This is a genomic window from Microbacterium sp. 2MCAF23 (assembly GCF_052115565.1).
Taxonomy (GTDB): domain Bacteria; phylum Actinomycetota; class Actinomycetes; order Actinomycetales; family Microbacteriaceae; genus Microbacterium.
In genome coordinates, this window is sequence record NZ_JBFRGY010000002.1 from 336,822 (window position 1) to 353,287 (window position 16,466).

Consider the following 16,466-nt stretch of genomic DNA (forward strand, 5'->3'; position numbering starts at 1 on the left):
GGGGATGGAATAAGGGCCACGAGGCCGGGGCCAGCCTACGCGGGCTGGACCCCGATCGCGACATCAGACGGGCGGACCGGAGCGGGCAGCACGGTCTGTCCCATGAGGTGCCTGTCCACAGCGGCCGCTGCGGCGCGTCCCTCGGCGATCGCCCACACGATGAGGGACTGGCCTCGTCCGGCGTCGCCGGCGACGAACACGCCCGGGATGGTGGATGCGTAGTCCTCGTCACGCCGGAACGCGCCGCGCTCGGTGCGCTGCGGACCGTCCTCGCCGTACGCCTCGTACCCGGGGCCGGTGAAGCCCATCGCGATGAGCACCAGATCCGCGGGGATCTCCCGCTCGCTGCCGCTCTTGGGAACGCGACGGCCGTCCACGAACTCGGTCTCGGCGACGCGCAATGCGCGCACCTCGCCCGCCTCGTTGCCGAGGAACTCCACGGTGGAGGCCAGGTACTGCCGCTCCCCGCCCTCCTCGTGCGCCGAGGAGACCTCGAACACGGTCGGCATCATCGGCCAGGGCTGGTGCTCCGGGCGTCCCGACGACGGCTGCCGTCCGATCGCGAGGTTCGTCACGCTGAGCGCGCCCTGACGGTGCGCGGTGCCGATGCAGTCGGCACCGGTGTCGCCGCCGCCGATCACGATCACGTGCTTGCCCTCGGCGGTGATCTGGTTCGACACGGGATCCCCGGCGACGGCCTTGTTCGACTCGACCAGGTACTCCATGGCGAAGTGCACGCCGTCCAGGTCCCGTCCGGGGATCGCGAGCTCGCGCGGCAGGGTCGCCCCGGTCGCGATCACCACGGCGTCGTACCGGGCGCGCAGATCGGCCCAGCTGATGTCGGTGCCGATGTTCACGCCGGCGCGGAACCGCGTGCCCTCCTCGGACATCTGGCGCAGGCGCGCGTCGAGGTGCGACTTCTCCATCTTGAAGTCCGGGATGCCGTAGCGCAGCAGCCCGCCGATGCGGTCGTCGCGCTCGAACACCGCGACGGTGTGCCCTGCACGCGTGAGCTGCTGAGCGGCGGCGAGACCGGCGGGGCCGGATCCGACCACGGCGACGGTCTTGCCCGTGAGCCGTTCCGGCGGCTGCGCCTCGACCCAGCCCGAGGCGAAGGCCTCGTCGATGATCGAGACCTCGATCTGCTTGATCGTGACGGCGGGCTGGTTGATGCCCAGCACGCAGGCGCTCTCGCACGGCGCCGGGCACAGCCGTCCGGTGAACTCCGGGAAGTTGTTCGTCGCGTGCAGGCGGTCGATCGCCGCGCGGCCTTCGCCGCGCCACGTGAGATCGTTCCACTCCGGGATGAGGTTGCCGAGCGGGCAGCCCTGGTGGCAGAACGGCACACCGCAGTCCATGCAGCGGCTCGCCTGGCGGCGGAGCACGGCTGAATCGCCCGGCTCGTACACCTCCTTCCAGTCCATGATGCGGACTGGAACGGGCCGGCGGGCAGGGAGCTCGCGCTCCGTGACGGTCAGAAAGCCCTTGGGGTCAGCCACCGGTCACCTCCAGGATGCGGGTCCAGACGATGGAGCCGTCGGGGTCGATCCCCTCGGCCTCTGCCTCTGCGCGGGTGCGCAGCACGGCGGCGTAGTCCCGCGGCAGGATCTTCGTGAAAGAGGCGGCGAAGTCGTCGTCCGCCAGGATCTCCGCCGCGAGCGGGGATCCGGTGCGCTCCACATGCTGCATCAGCAGCTCGCGCAGCTCCTGCGTGTCCACCTCGTCGAGAGCCAGGAGCTCCAGCTCCCCCGCACTCAGCGAAAGCGGGTTCACGCGCTCGGTGTGCAGATCGCGCACGTAAGCGATGCCGCCGGACATGCCGGCGCCGAGGTTGCGTCCCGTGCTGCCGAGGATCACGGCGACGCCGCCGGTCATGTACTCGAGCGCGTGGTCGCCCACGCCCTCGGCGACGGCCGTCGCCCCGGAGTTGCGAACCAGGAACCGCTCCCCGACCACGCCGGAGATGTGGATAGTGCCGCTGGTCGCGCCATAGCCGATCACGTTGCCGGCGATCACGTTGTGCTGCGGCACGAACGTCGCATCGGGATGCGGACGGACCGCGATCTCGCCACCGGAGAGACCCTTTCCGACGTAGTCGTTCGCGTCGCCCTCCAGACAGATCGAGATGCCCCGCGGCAGGAACGCGCCGAGCGACTGCCCCGCAGTGCCGTGCAGGGAGATCCGGATCGTGCCCGCGGGCAGCCCCTCTCCCCCGTGCTGCACGGTGACTTCGTGGCCGAGCATCGTGCCGACGGCGCGCTCGGTGTTGCGGATCGGCAGATCGAAGGAGACCGGCGTGCCCTGAGCGATCGCCTCGCGGGCGGCCTCGAGCAGAGGAGCATCGAAGTGCTTCTCCAGCTCGTGGTCCTGCGCGCGAGCACTGCGACGGGGCTCCCCGGCGGGGAACACAGGACCTTCGAGCACCGGGGCGAGGTCGAGACCGTCCGCCTTCCAGTGCTTGATGGCCGCGTCCGTGCGCAGCAGATCCGCCCGGCCCACGATCTCTTCCAGGCTGCGGAAGCCGAGCGCGGCGAGGTGCTCGCGCACCTCCTCCGCGATGAACTCCATGAAGTTCACGACGAACTCGGGCTTGCCCGTGAACCGCTCGCGCAGCACCGGGTTCTGGGTGGCGACGCCGACCGGGCAGGTGTCCAGGTGGCACACGCGCATCATGATGCAGCCGCTCACCACGAGCGGCGCCGTGGCGAAGCCGAACTCCTCCGCACCCAGCAGGGCGCCGATGATCACGTCGCGGCCCGTCTTCAGCTGGCCGTCGACCTGCACCACGACGCGGTCGCGCATGCCGTTGAGCATGAGCGTCTGCTGCGTCTCGGCGAGGCCGAGCTCCCACGGGGTGCCCGCGTGCTTGAGCGAGTTCAGCGGGCTCGCGCCCGTGCCACCGTCGTGGCCGGAGACCAGCACGACGTCGCTGAGCGCCTTGGCGACACCGGCAGCGACCGCGCCGATGCCGGACTGGCTGACCAGCTTGGTGTGGATCCGGGCGTTCGGGTTGGCGCGCTTCAGGTCGAAGATGAGCTGCTTGAGATCCTCGATCGAGTAGATGTCGTGGTGCGGCGGGGGCGAGATGAGCCCGACCCCGGGCGTCGCGTGCCGGGTGCGCGCGATCCACGGATACACCTTCTGCGGCGGCAGCTGACCGCCCTCACCGGGCTTGGCACCCTGCGCGAGCTTGATCTGGATGTCGTCGGCCGCGGTGAGGTACTGGCTGGTCACGCCGAAACGGCCGGACGCGACCTGCTTGATCGCGCTGCGGCGCTCCGGGTCGACCAGGCGATCCGGATCCTCACCGCCCTCGCCGGTGTTCGACTTCGCGCCGAGACGGTTCATCGCGATCGCGAGCGTCTCGTGCGCCTCCTGCGAGATGGATCCGTAGCTCATCGCACCGGTGGAGAACCGCTTGACGATGGAGGACACGGGTTCGACCTCGTCGATCGGCACCGGCGGGCGCTCCCCCGTGCGCAGCTCGAACAGGCCGCGCAGGGTCTTCAGCTCCTTGGCCTGGTCGTCCACGAGCCGCGTGTACTCGCGGAAGATGTCGTACCGCCGGGTGCGCGTCGAGTGCTGCAGACGGAACACGGTGTCCGGGTTGAACAGGTGCGGCGAGCCGTCACGGCGCCACTGGTACTCGCCGCCCGTCCAGAGGCGCTCGTGCGCACGCGCCGCGGCGTCCTCGGGGTAGGCGAAGTCGTGGCGCGCCTGGTTCTCGGCGAAGACGTCCTCGATGCCGATGCCGCCGAGCTTGGTCTCGGTGCCGGTGAAGTACGCGTCGACGAGCTCCTGGCTGAGGCCGACCGCCTCGAACACCTGCGCGCCGGCGTACGAGCCGACCGTGGAGATGCCCATCTTGGACATGATCTTGAGCACGCCCTTGCCGAGCGCGTAGATCAGGTTGCGGACGGCCTTCTCCGGCGTGATGCCGGTGATGTAGCCGGTGCGCACGAGGTGCTCCACCGTCTCCATCGCGAGGTAGGGGTTCACCGCGGAGGCGCCGTAACCGATCAGGGTCGCGACGTGGTGCACTTCGCGCACGTCACCGGCCTCGACGATCAGCCCGACCTTCATCCGGTCCTCACGGCGGATGAGGTGGTGGTGCACCGCGGACAGCATGAGCAGCGACGGGATCGGGACGAGGTCCTTGTTGGAGTCCCGGTCGCTGAGGATGATCAGCTCCGCGCCGTCCTCGATCGCGGCGTCGACCTCGGCGCACATCTCCTCGAGGCGCTGGGCGAGCGCGTGCGGACCCAGATCGAAGTGGTAGAGCCCCTTGATCGTCGCGCTGGAGCGCTCCGGGCGGGCGCGATCGATGTGACGGAGCTTGGCGAGCTCGTCGTTGTCGATGACGGGGAAGTCGAGCACGATCGTGCGTGCGTGGTCGGGTCCCCAGTCCAGCAGGTTGCGCTCCGGCCCGAGACCGAGCGAGAGGCTCGTGACGACCTCTTCGCGGATCGCGTCCAGCGGCGGGTTGGTGACCTGCGCGAACTGCTGCACGAAGTAGTCGAAGAGCAGCCGCGGACGCTCCGAGAGCACCGCGATCGGCGCATCGCTGCCCATGGCGCCGAGCGGCTCGGCGCCGGTCTGCCCCATCGGGGTGAGCAGGATCCGCACCTCTTCCTCGGTGTAGCCGAAGGTGCGCTGACGACGGGTGATCGATGCGACCGGGTGCACGATGTGCTCCCGCTCCGGCAGATCGGCGAGGCGCACGCGTCCCTCATCGAGCCACTCCTGCCACGGGTGCAGGGCGGCGAGGTCTCGCTTGACCTCTTCGTCCTCGACGATGCGGCGCTGGGCGGTGTCGACGACGAACATCGTGCCGGGCTGCAGGCGGCCGCGGCGCTTGATGCGCTCGGGTTCGAACTCCAGGACACCGGTCTCGCTGCCGATCACGACGAGGCCGTCCGTCGTCTCGGTCCAACGGCCGGGGCGCAGTCCGTTGCGGTCGAGCGTGGCGCCCACGACGGTGCCGTCGGTGAAGATGAGGGCGGCGGGACCGTCCCACGGCTCCATCTGGTTGGCGTGGTACTCGTAGAACGCGCGCAGGTCCGGATCCAGGTCCGTCTGACGCTCCCAGGCAGCCGGCACCATCATCATCACGGAGTGCGGCAGGCTGCGCCCGGTGAGGGTGAGCAGCTCGAGCACCTCGTCGAACGAGGCGGAGTCGCTCGCACCGTCGGTGCAGATCGGCAGCAGCGGGCGGATGTCGCCGAGCAGCTCGGACTCGAGCTGCGACTGGCGGGCGCGCATCCAGTTGCGGTTGCCGCCGACGGTGTTGATCTCGCCGTTGTGCGCGAGCATGCGCAGCGGCTGCGCGAGCGGCCAGGACGGGAAGGTGTTGGTCGAGTAGCGCGAGTGCACCACCGCGAGCTCGGAGGCGAAGCGCTCGTCCTGCAGGTCGGGGTAGAACGGCTCCAGCTGCAGAGTCGTGACCATGCCCTTGTAGCCCAGCGTGCGGGCGGACAACGAGACGAAGTAGGCCCCGAGCTCATGGCCGGCGCGCTTGCGCAGCCTGTAGGCGACCCGGTCCAGCGCGATGCCGGAAAGCGCCTCGGCTCCGCTCGAGGCGGGGCGCGAGACGAACAGCTGCTCGAAGGCGGGGCGGGCCTCGTCGGCGAGCTTGCCGAGGTGCTGGTTCGCGGTGGGCACCTCGCGCCAGCCGAGCACGGTGAGGCCCTCGGCGCGCGCGATCTTCTCGATCCCGGCCTTCTGCTCGCGACGCGACCGCGAGTCGAGCGGGAGGAAGGCGAGCCCGGCGGCGTACTCGCCCACCGGAGGAAGCTCGAACGAGGTGACCGCACGCAGGAACGCGTCCGGCATCTGCGTCAGGATCCCGGCGCCGTCGCCGGTGCCCGCGTCGGAGCCGATCGCGCCGCGGTGCTCCAGGTTGCGCAGCGCCTCGAGGGCGAGCGCGATGATGTCGTGGCCCGGCTCCCCGCGGAGCGTCGCGACCATGGCCAGGCCGCAGGCGTCCTTCTCGAACGCGGGGTTGTACATCCCCTGCTTCGGGGGGTAAGCGCCGGAAGCGCCGTGGGGAGGCTGGAAGTACACCAGTCACCGTCCTCAGATTTCTGATGAACCCGGGGACATCATCGGCCCGCTCGTTCAGTGCGATATTCCCGGTGGACGTACGTCCACCGCAGCGAGGCTCCTGTCGGCGCCGTTCTCAGGGGCGGGAGACGGCGCTCGTGGCGTCCGCCTCCGCGCGATTCTCGTCGGTCTGAGGCTCGCTCAGGTCGACGAAATCATCGGGGTTTTGCGATTCTACCCCAGCGGCGCTCGGCTCCCGACTCGGCTGGTACGGCGAAGGCTCGAAGCCGGGGTGACGGCGAGTCTGCACGAACAGGACGACGATGCCCAGCACGACGCCGAACAGCGCGGCCCAGACGTTCGTGCGCAGCCCGAAGTAGATCTCGCTCGGATCGATGCGGATCGACTCCCAGACCATGCGTCCTGCGCCGTACCAGATCAGGTAGACGGCGAAGAGCTTGCCCCACTGCAGGCGCAGCTTGTGGCCGAGCCAGAGCAGGAACAGGCAGCCCAGAGTGTTCCAGATGACCTCGTACAGGAACGTGGGGTGGAACAGGGTCCCGGCGGCGAGTCCTGCCGGGAAGGCAGAGTTCGTCGACTCGATCTCCAGGCCCCAGGGGAGGTCGGTGGGCAGGCCGAACAACTCGTGGTTGAACCAGTTGCCGAAGCGGCCGAACGCCTGCGCGAGGATGAGGCCGGGGGCCAGCGCGTCCGCGAAGGCCGAGAAGCGCACGCCGGTCCACTTGCAGCCCAGCCAGGCGCCGATGGCGCCGCCGATGAGCGCGCCGAAGATGGCGATGCCGCCTTCCCAGATGGCCCAGACCGAGCCGGGCTCGAACGGGTTCCAGGTGTTCTTGTCCGGCCCGAAGTAGAAGCCGGGGTGGGTGGCGACGTGGAAGATGCGCGCGCCGATGATGGCGAGCGGGACCGCGATGATGCAGATGTCCACGACGACCCAGCGCTCCGCGCCGCGCTTCGTCAGCCGGTGGTTGGTCAGCAGCGTGGCCACGATGATGCCGGCGATGATGCACAGCGCGTAGAAGTGGATCTGCAGCGGCCCGACCTGGAAGTAGCTGATCGGCGGGCTCGGGATGCTGGCATGCACGCCGATGAGAGCGTTCTGGAGCGCGAAGGGCATGGTCACGAGTCTACGTCGTCAGAGCGCCGTCACCGTGCGAGCGCGGTGCCCGTGGCGAGTTCGCGGGTGACCTCCGCGAGCCGATCCACGCCCCCGTCCCGAAGAGCCCGCACGAGGGCGGTGCCGACGATCGCGCCGTCGGCGTACTCCAGCACGCCCGCGATCTGCTCCGCGGTGGAGATGCCGATGCCCACGCACGCACGACCGGCGCCATGTTCCCTGAGGCGTCCGACGAGCGTGCGGGCGGCCTTGTCCAGCTCGGCCCGCTCCCCCGTGATGCCCATGGTCGAGACGGTGTACACGAAGCCCGTGGAGCTTGCAGCGACCAGGTCGAGGCGGGCGTCGGTGGAGGTGGGCGCGGCCAGGAAGACGCGGTCGAGCCCCGTGCGCTCGCTCGCGGCGATCCACTCGGGTGCCGCCTCGGGAGTGATGTCGGGCGTGATCAGACCTGCACCGCCTGCGGCGAGCAGGTCGTCGGCATAGCGGTCGACGCCGTACTGCAGCACGGGGTTCCAGTAGGTCATGACGACCACGGGGGCGTCCACGGCAGCCGTGATGGCCGCGACCGCCGTGAAGAGATCGCGCATCCGGAAGCCGTTCGCGAGTGCCGCCTGCGTCGCCTCCTGGATGATCGCGCCGTCCATCACGGGATCGCTGTAGGGCGGTCCGAGCTCGATGATGTCCACGCCGTTGCGCGCCAGGGCGATCGCGGCGTCGATGCTGGTCTGCAGGTCGGGGTAGCCGACCGGGAGGTAGCCGATGAAGGCGCCCCGACCGGCGTCATGTGCGCGCTGGATGGCCTCTTCGACGCGGCTCATGCGCCGACTCCGTTCTCTGCAGCGCCCTCGTCGTACAGCCCGAAGTAACGGGCCGCGGTGTCCATGTCCTTGTCGCCGCGTCCGGAGAGGCAGACCGCGAGGATCGCGTCGCGGCCGAGCTCCTTGCCGATCCGCATGGCGCCGGCGAGGGCGTGCGCGGACTCGATCGCGGGGATGATGCCCTCGGTGCGGCTCAGCAGGCGCAGCGCCTGCATGGCCTCGTCGTCGGTCGCGGGGATGTACTCGGCGCGGCCGATCGCGGCGAGCCACGAGTGCTCCGGCCCCACGCCGGGGTAGTCGAGGCCCGCAGAGATCGAGTGCGACTCGATGGTCTGCCCGTCCTCGTCCTGCAGGACGTACGTGCGTGCACCGTGCAGCACCCCGGGGCGACCGCGTTCGATCGAGGCGGCGTGCTTGGGCGTGTCGACGCCGTCGCCGGCCGCCTCCACGCCGTACAGCCGCACGGTCTCGTCATCGAGGAACGCGTCGAACATGCCGATCGCGTTGGAGCCGCCGCCGACGCAGGCGAGCACCGCATCCGGCAGGCGCCCGGCCTCGTCGAGCAGCTGCTGACGAGCCTCCTCGCTGATGATCTTCTGGAAGTCGCGCACCATCGCCGGGAACGGGTGCGGGCCCGCCGCCGTGCCGAAGATGTAGTTGGTGGTCTCGACGGTCGCGACCCAGTCGCGGTACGCGTCGTTGATCGCATCCTTGAGCGTGCGCGATCCCGTGGTGACGGGCACGACCTCCGCGCCGAGCAGGCGCATCCGGGCGACGTTGAGCGCCTGACGCTCGGTGTCGACCTCGCCCATGTAGATCGTGCACTCGAGACCGAACAGCGCGGCGGCGGTCGCCGTGGCGACACCGTGCTGGCCGGCGCCCGTCTCCGCGATCACCCGGGTCTTGCCCAGGCGCTTGGTCAGCAGCGCCTGACCGAGCACGTTGTTGATCTTGTGGGATCCGGTGTGGTTGAGGTCCTCGCGCTTGAGGAAGATCCGCGCGCCGCCGGCGTGCTCGGCGAACCGCGGCACCTCGGTGATCGGCGAGGGACGCCCGGCGTAGGAGTGCAGCAGTGTCGCGAGCTCGGACTGGAATGCCGGGTCGGCGATCGCCTCGTGGTACGCCACGGTGAGCTCGTCGATCGCCGCGATGAGCGATTCGGGCATGAAGCGCCCGCCGAAGTCACCGAAGAACGGCCCCGGCTGATCGCGCAGACTCATGATCCGGCCTCCAGGAAAGAACGCAGGGTGGCGACGGGGTCGCCGGTGACGAGTGCCTCGCCGATGAGCACCGCGTCGGCGCCGGCCGCGCGGTAGTGCGCGACGTCGGCGGGCGTGAGCACGGCGGACTCGGCGATCTTCACGGACGTCGAAGGGATCCGCTCGACCAGCCGGCCGAACAGGTCGCGGTCCAGCTCGAGGGTCTTCAGATCGCGGGCGTTCACGCCGATGAGGTGCGCACCCAGATCGATCGCGACCTCGAGCTCGTCGGCGGAGTGCGTCTCGACGAGGGGCGTCATGCCCAGCTCGAGGATGAGGGCGTACAGCCGCTCCAGATTCGCGCGGTCCAGGCCCGCCACGATGAGCAGCGCGAGGGACGCACCCGCGGCGCGCGCCTCGAACACCTGGTACGGGGTGGCGATGAAGTCCTTGCGCAGCACGGGGACCTGCACGGCGGCGGTCACGGCCTCGAGATCGGCGAGGCTGCCCCCGAACCGACGCTCCTCCGTGAGCACGCTGATCGCAGACGCCCCGCCCTGCTGGTACAGGGATGCCTGCAGCGCCGGATCCGGGATCTCGGCGAGGGCGCCGCGCGAGGGACTCGCCCGCTTCACCTCGGCGATGATCTTCACCCGGTCGACAGGCGCCAGCGCGGCGCGCGCGTCGAGGGCAGGGGCGCGATCGAGTGCGGCACGCTCCACGATCGCCAGCGGACGCTCCCGCTCGCGACGGGCGGCGTCCTCGACTGCGCCGGCCGTGAGGTCGGCGAGCACCATTAGTGCGCCTTCGGCTGGTACTTCGGGCCCTTCGCGCCGTATCCGGCCTTGGAGAGGACCCAGCCCACGATCGCGCCGATGACGATCAGCACGACGCCCACCCAGACCACGACCGGGACGTCGAGGAAGAAGGCGGCGGTGCCCACGCTGAAGCCGAGCAGCATGATCACCACGGCGGTCCAAGCCGCAGGCGAGTGTCCGTGGCCGGGATCTGCGATGGGGTTGCTCATGTTCTCCTCCGAGCGTCGGGTGGTGTGGTCAAGTCTATCGGGATCGTGCTTCTCGACGAGGACCGCGGACAGCGCGGGGCGTCGTCGAGGCGGTCTAGCGGGTGGGGTCGGTGCCGCGGCTGAGCTCGTCCCAGCTCTCCACCGCGTCCACCGGTCCGTCGTTCGGCGCCGGGGCGGTGCGATAGCGACGCCCGCCGCTGCGCCACTGCCCCGCGGTGACCAGGGCCAGCCCGCCGCCGAGGAGCAGCAGGATCCAGCCGACGAGCGCAGCCCAGGGCCAAGCGGTCACGGCGATGCCGTCGACGATGGCCTTCAGCGCCGTGTCCCCTGCGAGCCCCGTGGCCTTGGTGAGGGCGGGGCTCACGGCATCCAGCGGATGCTGGAACAGGATGCGCGTGGTCAGCACGAGCAGGAGGGCCCCGACAGCGACCGCGATCGCGGCGAACACGCGTCGCAGCACGGGCCCGACGAGAGCGATGGCTGCACACAGCGCGAGCGCCGTGAGGCTCAGCGGGGCGAGCACGGGCAGCGCCGCGTTGCCGGCGACGTCGAGCGACTCTCCCCCGTCGGCGCGGGTGACGGTCAGCCAGGTCTGCGTCGAGGACAGGACCCCGATCCCGCCCGCGAGCAGGATCAGCAGCAGGCTCGTCGACTTCGCTCGGCGGGCGAGCATCACGCCGTGGCCTTCCCGGCGTCGTCTGCCACAACCCGGTCCTGCGCCGCGGCGACGACCGGATCCAGATCGCGCCCGTCGAAGCAGGTGCGTGTGCCGGTGTGGCAGGCCACGCCGATCTGGTCGACGAGCAGCAGCACGGTGTCGCCGTCACAGTCCAGCCGGGCGCCGCGCACGTGCTGCACGTGGCCGGAGGTGTCGCCCTTGCGCCAGTACTGCTGGCGGGAGCGGGACCAGTACGTGGCTCGACCCGTCGTGAGCGTGCGGCGCAGCGCCTCCTCGTCGGCCCAGGCCATCATGAGCACCTCGAGAGTGTCCCACTGCTGCACGATCACGGGGACGAGGCCCTGGTCGTTGTAGCTCACGTCGGCGAGCCTGGCATCGAGATCCGTGTTCATCGCACCGTCACCCCCGCGGCGTTCAGCGCCGCCTTCACATCGCCGACGGTCAGCTGTCCGGAGTGGAACACGCTCGCGGCGAGCACCGCGTCCGCGCCCGCGGCGATGGCCGGAGCGAAGTCCTCGGCCTTCCCGGCGCCGCCCGAGGCGATGACGGGCACGCTGGAGACCTCGCGCATGAGGCCCACCAGCTCCAGGTCGAACCCGTCCTTGGTGCCGTCGGCGTCGATGGAGTTGACCAGCAGCTCCCCCGCGCCGCGTTCGATGGCCTCGCGGGCCCAGTCGAGGGCGTCCAGGGAGGTCTCGGTGCGCCCGCCGTGCGTGGTCACGGCGAATCCGGAGGCCGTGCGCGGACTGCGCTTGATGTCGAGCGAGAGCACCAGCACCTGGGCGCCGAAGCGGTCGGCGATCTCGCCGATCAGAGCCGGACGGGCGATCGCCGCGGAGTTCACCCCGACCTTGTCGGCGCCGACGCCCTGCAGGCGGGCCACGTCGTCGACCGAGCGGACGCCGCCACCGACGGTGAGCGGCACGAAGACCTCTTCGGCGGTGCGGCGCACCACGTCGTAGGTGGTGGCGCGCTCATCGACGGTCGCGGTCACGTCGAGGAAGGTGATCTCGTCGGCGCCCTGCGCGGCATAGTGCCGGGCGAGCTCGACCGGATCGCCCATATCGCGCAGGTTCTCGAAGTTCACGCCCTTGACGACGCGGCCGGCGGCCACATCGAGACACGGGATGACGCGCGCGGTGAGCGACATCAGAGCCTCGCGGCGTGGATCGCGGTGACGAGGATGGCCCGTGCGCCGAGCGCGTAGAGCTGGTCCATCACCTGGTTCATGCCACGGCGCGGGATCATCACCCGCACGGCGACCCAGGCCGGGTCCCGCAGCGGCGACACCGTCGGGGACTCGCGCCCTGGCGCGATCGCGGCCGCCTGCTCGACGAGATCGGCCGGCAGGTCGTAGTCCAGCAGCACGAACCGGTGGGCGACCATGACGCCGCGGAGGCGGCGCAGCAGCTTCTCGGTGCCCTCGGCGTCGCCGGGGCGGCTGATCAGCACCGCTTCGGACTCGATGATCACCGGGCCGAAGATCTCCAGACCCGCCTGGCGCAGCGTGGTGCCGGTCTCCACGACATCGGCGATGGCGTCGGCGACGCCCAGGCGCACGGCCGATTCGACGGCGCCGTCGAGCGGCACGAGCTCCGCGGTGACGCCGTGCTCGCGCAGGTAGTCGTCGACGAGCCCCGGGTAGGCGGAGGCGACGCGCACGCCGTTGAGGTCCTCCAGGGTCTTGAACCGTCCGGGCGGGGCGGCGAAGCGGAACGTCGAGCGGGCGAAGCCGAGCTGCTCGATCTCACGGGCGTCCGGGCGGCGCACATCGCGCAGCAGGTCGCGTCCCGTGATGCCGACGTCCAGCGCGCCCGAGGCGACGTAGGTGGCGATGTCGCGAGGACGGAGGAAGAAGAATTCGACGTCGTTGTCGGCGTCGATCACGTGCAGGGTCTTGGTGTCGCGGCGGCCGGCGTATCCGGCTTCGGCGAGCATCTCGGCGGCGGTCTCGGACAGCGATCCCTTGTTCGGGACGGCAATGCGCAGCATGGGAGGTCTTTCGTTCGAAGCGATCTGTGTGCGAAAGGAGCCCCGTCGGGGCGCCTCACAGATGTCGGTAGACGTTCTCCAGGGTCATTCCCTTGGCCAGCATCAGCACCTGCAGGTGGTACAGCAGCTGGGAGATCTCCTCGGCCGCAGCCTCGTCGCTCTCGTACTCTGCGGCCATCCACACTTCGGCCGCCTCTTCCACGATCTTCTTGCCGATCGTGTGCACGCCCGCGTCGAGCTCGCGCACCGTCCCGGATCCCTCCGGGCGCTCGGCCGCTTTGCGGCTCAGCTCGGCGAACAGTTCGTCGAAGGTCTTCACCCTCCCAGGCTACCGGCTCGTGCGAGACCCCGGAGCCGCGTGACGGCGGCTTCGATGTCGCGGGAGCCGTAGACGGCGGATCCGGCGACGAACGTATCGGCGCCTGCGGCAGCGGCCTGCGCGATCGTCGCATCCGAGATCCCGCCGTCCACCTGCAGCCAGACGTCGGAGCCGCGCCGCTTCGCCTCGTCGGCCAGGGCTCGCAGCTTGGGCATCGTCTCGGGCATGAAGCCCTGCCCGCCGAAGCCGGGCTCCACGGTCATCACGAGAATCTGGTCGAACTCGCCGAGGATGTCGTAGAGCGGTTCCGCCGCCGTGCCCGGCTTGATCGCGACGCCCGCCCTGGCGCCGATGCTGCGCAGGGCGCGTGCGAGGGCGACGGGGTCGGACGCCGCCTCGAGGTGGAAGGTGACGCTCGCCGCACCCAGTTCCGCATAGCCCGGCGCCCAGCGGTCCGGATCCGTGATCATCAGGTGCACGTCGAGCGGGATCGGGCTCGTCGCCTGGATGCGCTCGACCATCTGCGGCCCGAAGGTGAGGTTGGGCACGAAGTGGTTGTCCATCACATCCACGTGCGCGAAGTCGGCCGTCGCGATGCGGGCGAGATCCGCCTGCATGTTCACGAAGTCGGCGGCGAGGATCGAGGGATTGATCCGGGGGGCTGCGGGCAGTTCGGCGCGGGATGCGGGCATGCGCCCATTATCCCGGTGCCCGCCGCCGCGATCGTACCGATGCCGCCGTCCGATCGCGGTTCAGGCGTCCTTGACGAGCAGCGACAGGAACATCGCGTCGGTGCCGTGCCGGTGCGGCCAGAGCTGCGCGTGACCGGATCCGTTCGACGGCTCCGGCAGATCGATCGGCTGCTGCGACACGGCACCGAGTGCCTCACGGGCATCGAGCTCGTGCACGTCGTCCCGGTCGCGGAGCACAGTCTGCACGACCGCTGCGGTCTCGGCCAGGTGCGGGGAGCACGTGACGTAGGCGAGGATCCCGCCGGGCTTCAGCGCGCCGAGGGCAGCCGAGAGCAGCTCCTCCTGCAACGCGGCGAGTTCGGGGACGTCGGCGGCGGTCTTGCGCCAGCGCGCCTCCGGGCGGCGCCGCAGCGCTCCGAGTCCCGTGCACGGCGCATCGAGCAGGATCCGGTCATAGGCTGCAGGGCGCTCGGCGGCGAGCACGCGGCCGTCCTCCTCGGCGACCTCGACGTGCAGCGGCACCGCGGCGACTGCCTTGCGCACCAGTCCCGCCCTGGCGGGCGCCACCTCGTTCGCGTCGAGTGTCGCCCCGCTGCGCAGCGCCTCCGCGGCGAGCAGGGCGGTCTTGCCGCCGGGGCCGGCGCAGAGATCCAGCCAGCGCTCCCCCGCCGCCACAGGCCGGACGCCGACGAGCGCGAGGGCGACGAGCTGCGACCCCTCGTCCTGCACGCGCACCCTGCCCTTGTTCGCGGCGACGGTCGCTCCGGGGTCTCCGCCTTCGGATCCGAACGCCGTCGGTGCGTACGGCCGCCGGGGCTCGCGCGGTTCCGCAAGTCCGGGCAGCGCGACGAGCGTGACCTCGGGAGCCACGTTGTCCGCCGCGAGAAGCTCCTCGAGCTCGTCCTCCCGCCCCTCGGCCGCGAGAGCACGGCGCAGGGCACGGATGATCCAGACCGGATGCGCGTAGCGGAGCCCCAGGCGCTCGTCGTCGGAGCGCGCCGCGGCCGTGACGGCGTCGAACCATTCCTCCTGCGTGCGCGCGGCGACCTTGCGCAGCACCGCGTTCGCGAACCCCGACGCGCCGCGCCCACTCTCCAGGGCCACCAGATTCACCGACTCGTTGACGGCCGCGTGCGTCGCGACCCGGGTGGCGAGGATCTGGTGCGCACCGAGGCGGAGGGCGTCGAGCACCGGAGCATCAATGCCGGCGACTTCGCGTCCGGCCGCGGCGGCGATGATGGCGTCGTATGTGCCCAGACGGCGCAGCGTCCCGTATGTCAGCTCGGTCGCGAAGGCCGCGTCCGCAGCGTTCAGTCCCGCATCGCGGATCGCCCCCGGCAGCAGCAGATTGGCGTAGGCATCGGAGGTGCTGACAGCGCGGATCACGTCGTACGCGACGCGACGCGCAGGCTGCACGTCGCGGGGACGCGCGTTCCGCGACGCCGAGTGCTGCGTCGCTCCGCCGGTGTTCTGCCGGCGCGGTGCGCCCTGACCGTCCGCGCGCCGCTTCGGGCCCCGGCGGCCGTCGCCGTGCTGCCGTCCCTGTCCGCTCATCGTGCGTCGCTCTGCTCGCTCGAGGGCGCGGCGGCGTCGAACCGCACGGTCTCGCCGTCGCTGGTCCGCAGGCCGCGGAACCAGTCCGCGGCGGCCATCGCGGCCTTCCCCGCCGGTTGCACGCGCACGAGCAGCAGTGGCGCGCTGCCGGTGCCCACGAGCACGCCGCCCTTGATCCCGTGCAATACGCCCGGCGCCAGCGGATCCGCATCATGCGTCCGCGCGAGCTCGCGCACCTTCAGCGGCGCCCCGTCGATGGCCGTGTGCGCACCCGGCTCGCTGGTGACGCCGCGGTAACGGGCGAACACCATGTCGGCGGGCTCGGTCCAGTCCAGCAGGCCGTCCTCGAGGCCGAGCTTCGCCGCGTGCGTGGGTTCGCCCTGCTGCGGCACGGGGCGAGCGGTGCCACCGGCGATGGCGCCGACGGCTTCCGCGGTGAGCCCGGCACCGTCGATGGCGAGGGAGGCGAGCGCGTCGTCCGCGGTGGCGTCGCCGGCTACGGGGTACACCCGCATCGCGTGCACGTCCCCCGCGTCGAGCGCAGGGACGAGCTGGAACACCGTGGCGCCCAGCTCCGCGTCCCCCGCGATGAGCGCCCGCTGCACCGGGGCGGCCCCGCGCCAGGCCGGCAGCAGGGAGAAGTGCAGGTTGATCCAGCCGTGCTCGGGGGCGCTCAGCAGGGGTTCGCGCACGAGGCCGCCGTAGGCGACGATGACACCGAGTTCGGGGCGCAGCGCCGTGATCCGACCCGTCGCCTCCTCGTCCAGGCGCGCGGCCTTGATCACCGGGATCCCGAGCGCATCGGCCTCCTGCGCGACCGGCGAAGGGGTGAGTATCCGCTTGCGCCCGAGCGGCGCGTCGGGGCGGGTCACGACCGCGACGATCTCGTGCTCGCCGGCGAGGCGACGGAGGGTGGGTACGGCGGCCGCCGGAGTGCCGGCGAAGACGAGACGCATGAGGGTCCTTCGAAGGTGCTGCGGGTTGTTCGAGACGAACGGGGTGGATC

At 70.9% G+C, this 16,466-nt stretch carries 15 protein-coding genes; all 15 read right to left on the minus strand.

The features are described from left to right. Nucleotides 1-35: 35 nt before the first annotated feature. Nucleotides 36-1,499: a glutamate synthase subunit beta gene (locus AB4078_RS03125; protein ID WP_441975912.1), complete on the minus strand. Its 1,464-nt coding sequence runs from the start codon at nucleotides 1,497-1,499 to the stop codon at nucleotides 36-38. Beyond that, nucleotides 1,492-6,009, minus strand: a complete 4,518-nt coding sequence (gene gltB / locus AB4078_RS03130; RefSeq protein WP_441975913.1) for a glutamate synthase large subunit — start codon at nucleotides 6,007-6,009, stop codon at nucleotides 1,492-1,494. Before gltB ends, AB4078_RS03125 begins: the two co-directional genes overlap by 8 nt. A 169-nt stretch (nucleotides 6,010-6,178) precedes the next feature. After that, nucleotides 6,179-7,180, minus strand: a complete 1,002-nt coding sequence (gene lgt, locus AB4078_RS03135; RefSeq protein ID WP_441975914.1) for a prolipoprotein diacylglyceryl transferase — start codon at nucleotides 7,178-7,180, stop codon at nucleotides 6,179-6,181. Nucleotides 7,181-7,209: 29 nt separating this feature from the next. Beyond that, on the minus strand, nucleotides 7,210-7,998 hold the full coding sequence (gene trpA, locus AB4078_RS03140) for a tryptophan synthase subunit alpha (protein ID WP_441975915.1): 789 nt from the start codon (nucleotides 7,996-7,998) through the stop codon (nucleotides 7,210-7,212). Continuing rightward, nucleotides 7,995-9,218, minus strand: coding sequence for a tryptophan synthase subunit beta (trpB, locus tag AB4078_RS03145; RefSeq protein WP_441975916.1), 1,224 nt, complete (start codon nucleotides 9,216-9,218; stop codon nucleotides 7,995-7,997). Before trpB ends, trpA begins: the two co-directional genes overlap by 4 nt. After that, a complete protein-coding gene (gene trpC / locus AB4078_RS03150; RefSeq protein ID WP_441975963.1) occupies nucleotides 9,215-9,991 on the minus strand; it encodes an indole-3-glycerol phosphate synthase TrpC in 777 nt (258 codons plus the stop codon). The genes trpB and trpC overlap by 4 nt, the downstream gene beginning before the upstream one ends. A 2-nt stretch (nucleotides 9,992-9,993) precedes the next feature. Beyond that, a complete protein-coding gene (locus AB4078_RS03155; RefSeq protein WP_441975917.1) occupies nucleotides 9,994-10,224 on the minus strand; it encodes a DUF6704 family protein in 231 nt (76 codons plus the stop codon). A 94-nt stretch (nucleotides 10,225-10,318) separates the two neighbouring features. Beyond that, entirely contained in the window at nucleotides 10,319-10,897 is a 579-nt protein-coding gene (locus AB4078_RS03160; protein ID WP_441975964.1) for a Trp biosynthesis-associated membrane protein, read from the minus strand. After that, nucleotides 10,897-11,295 carry a phosphoribosyl-AMP cyclohydrolase gene (gene hisI, locus AB4078_RS03165; RefSeq protein WP_441975918.1) on the minus strand — a complete coding sequence of 133 codons (399 nt, stop codon included), beginning with the start codon at nucleotides 11,293-11,295 and terminating at the stop codon, nucleotides 10,897-10,899. Before hisI ends, AB4078_RS03160 begins: the two co-directional genes overlap by 1 nt. Beyond that, a complete protein-coding gene (hisF, locus tag AB4078_RS03170; protein ID WP_441975919.1) occupies nucleotides 11,292-12,053 on the minus strand; it encodes an imidazole glycerol phosphate synthase subunit HisF in 762 nt (253 codons plus the stop codon). The genes hisI and hisF overlap by 4 nt, the downstream gene beginning before the upstream one ends. Then, nucleotides 12,053-12,895, minus strand: coding sequence for an ATP phosphoribosyltransferase (gene hisG, locus AB4078_RS03175; protein ID WP_440731768.1), 843 nt, complete (start codon nucleotides 12,893-12,895; stop codon nucleotides 12,053-12,055). Before hisG ends, hisF begins: the two co-directional genes overlap by 1 nt. Before the next feature lie 55 nt (nucleotides 12,896-12,950). Then, nucleotides 12,951-13,214, minus strand: a complete 264-nt coding sequence (locus AB4078_RS03180) for a phosphoribosyl-ATP diphosphatase (protein ID WP_440731769.1) — start codon at nucleotides 13,212-13,214, stop codon at nucleotides 12,951-12,953. Further along, on the minus strand, nucleotides 13,211-13,906 hold the full coding sequence (gene rpe, locus AB4078_RS03185) for a ribulose-phosphate 3-epimerase (RefSeq protein WP_441975920.1): 696 nt from the start codon (nucleotides 13,904-13,906) through the stop codon (nucleotides 13,211-13,213). The genes AB4078_RS03180 and rpe overlap by 4 nt, the downstream gene beginning before the upstream one ends. A 60-nt stretch (nucleotides 13,907-13,966) precedes the next feature. After that, a complete protein-coding gene (locus tag AB4078_RS03190) occupies nucleotides 13,967-15,460 on the minus strand; it encodes an RsmB/NOP family class I SAM-dependent RNA methyltransferase (protein WP_441975921.1) in 1,494 nt (497 codons plus the stop codon). After that, nucleotides 15,457-16,416 carry a methionyl-tRNA formyltransferase gene (locus AB4078_RS03195; RefSeq protein ID WP_441975922.1) on the minus strand — a complete coding sequence of 320 codons (960 nt, stop codon included), beginning with the start codon at nucleotides 16,414-16,416 and terminating at the stop codon, nucleotides 15,457-15,459. The genes AB4078_RS03190 and AB4078_RS03195 overlap by 4 nt, the downstream gene beginning before the upstream one ends. Nucleotides 16,417-16,466: the final 50 nt, after the last annotated feature.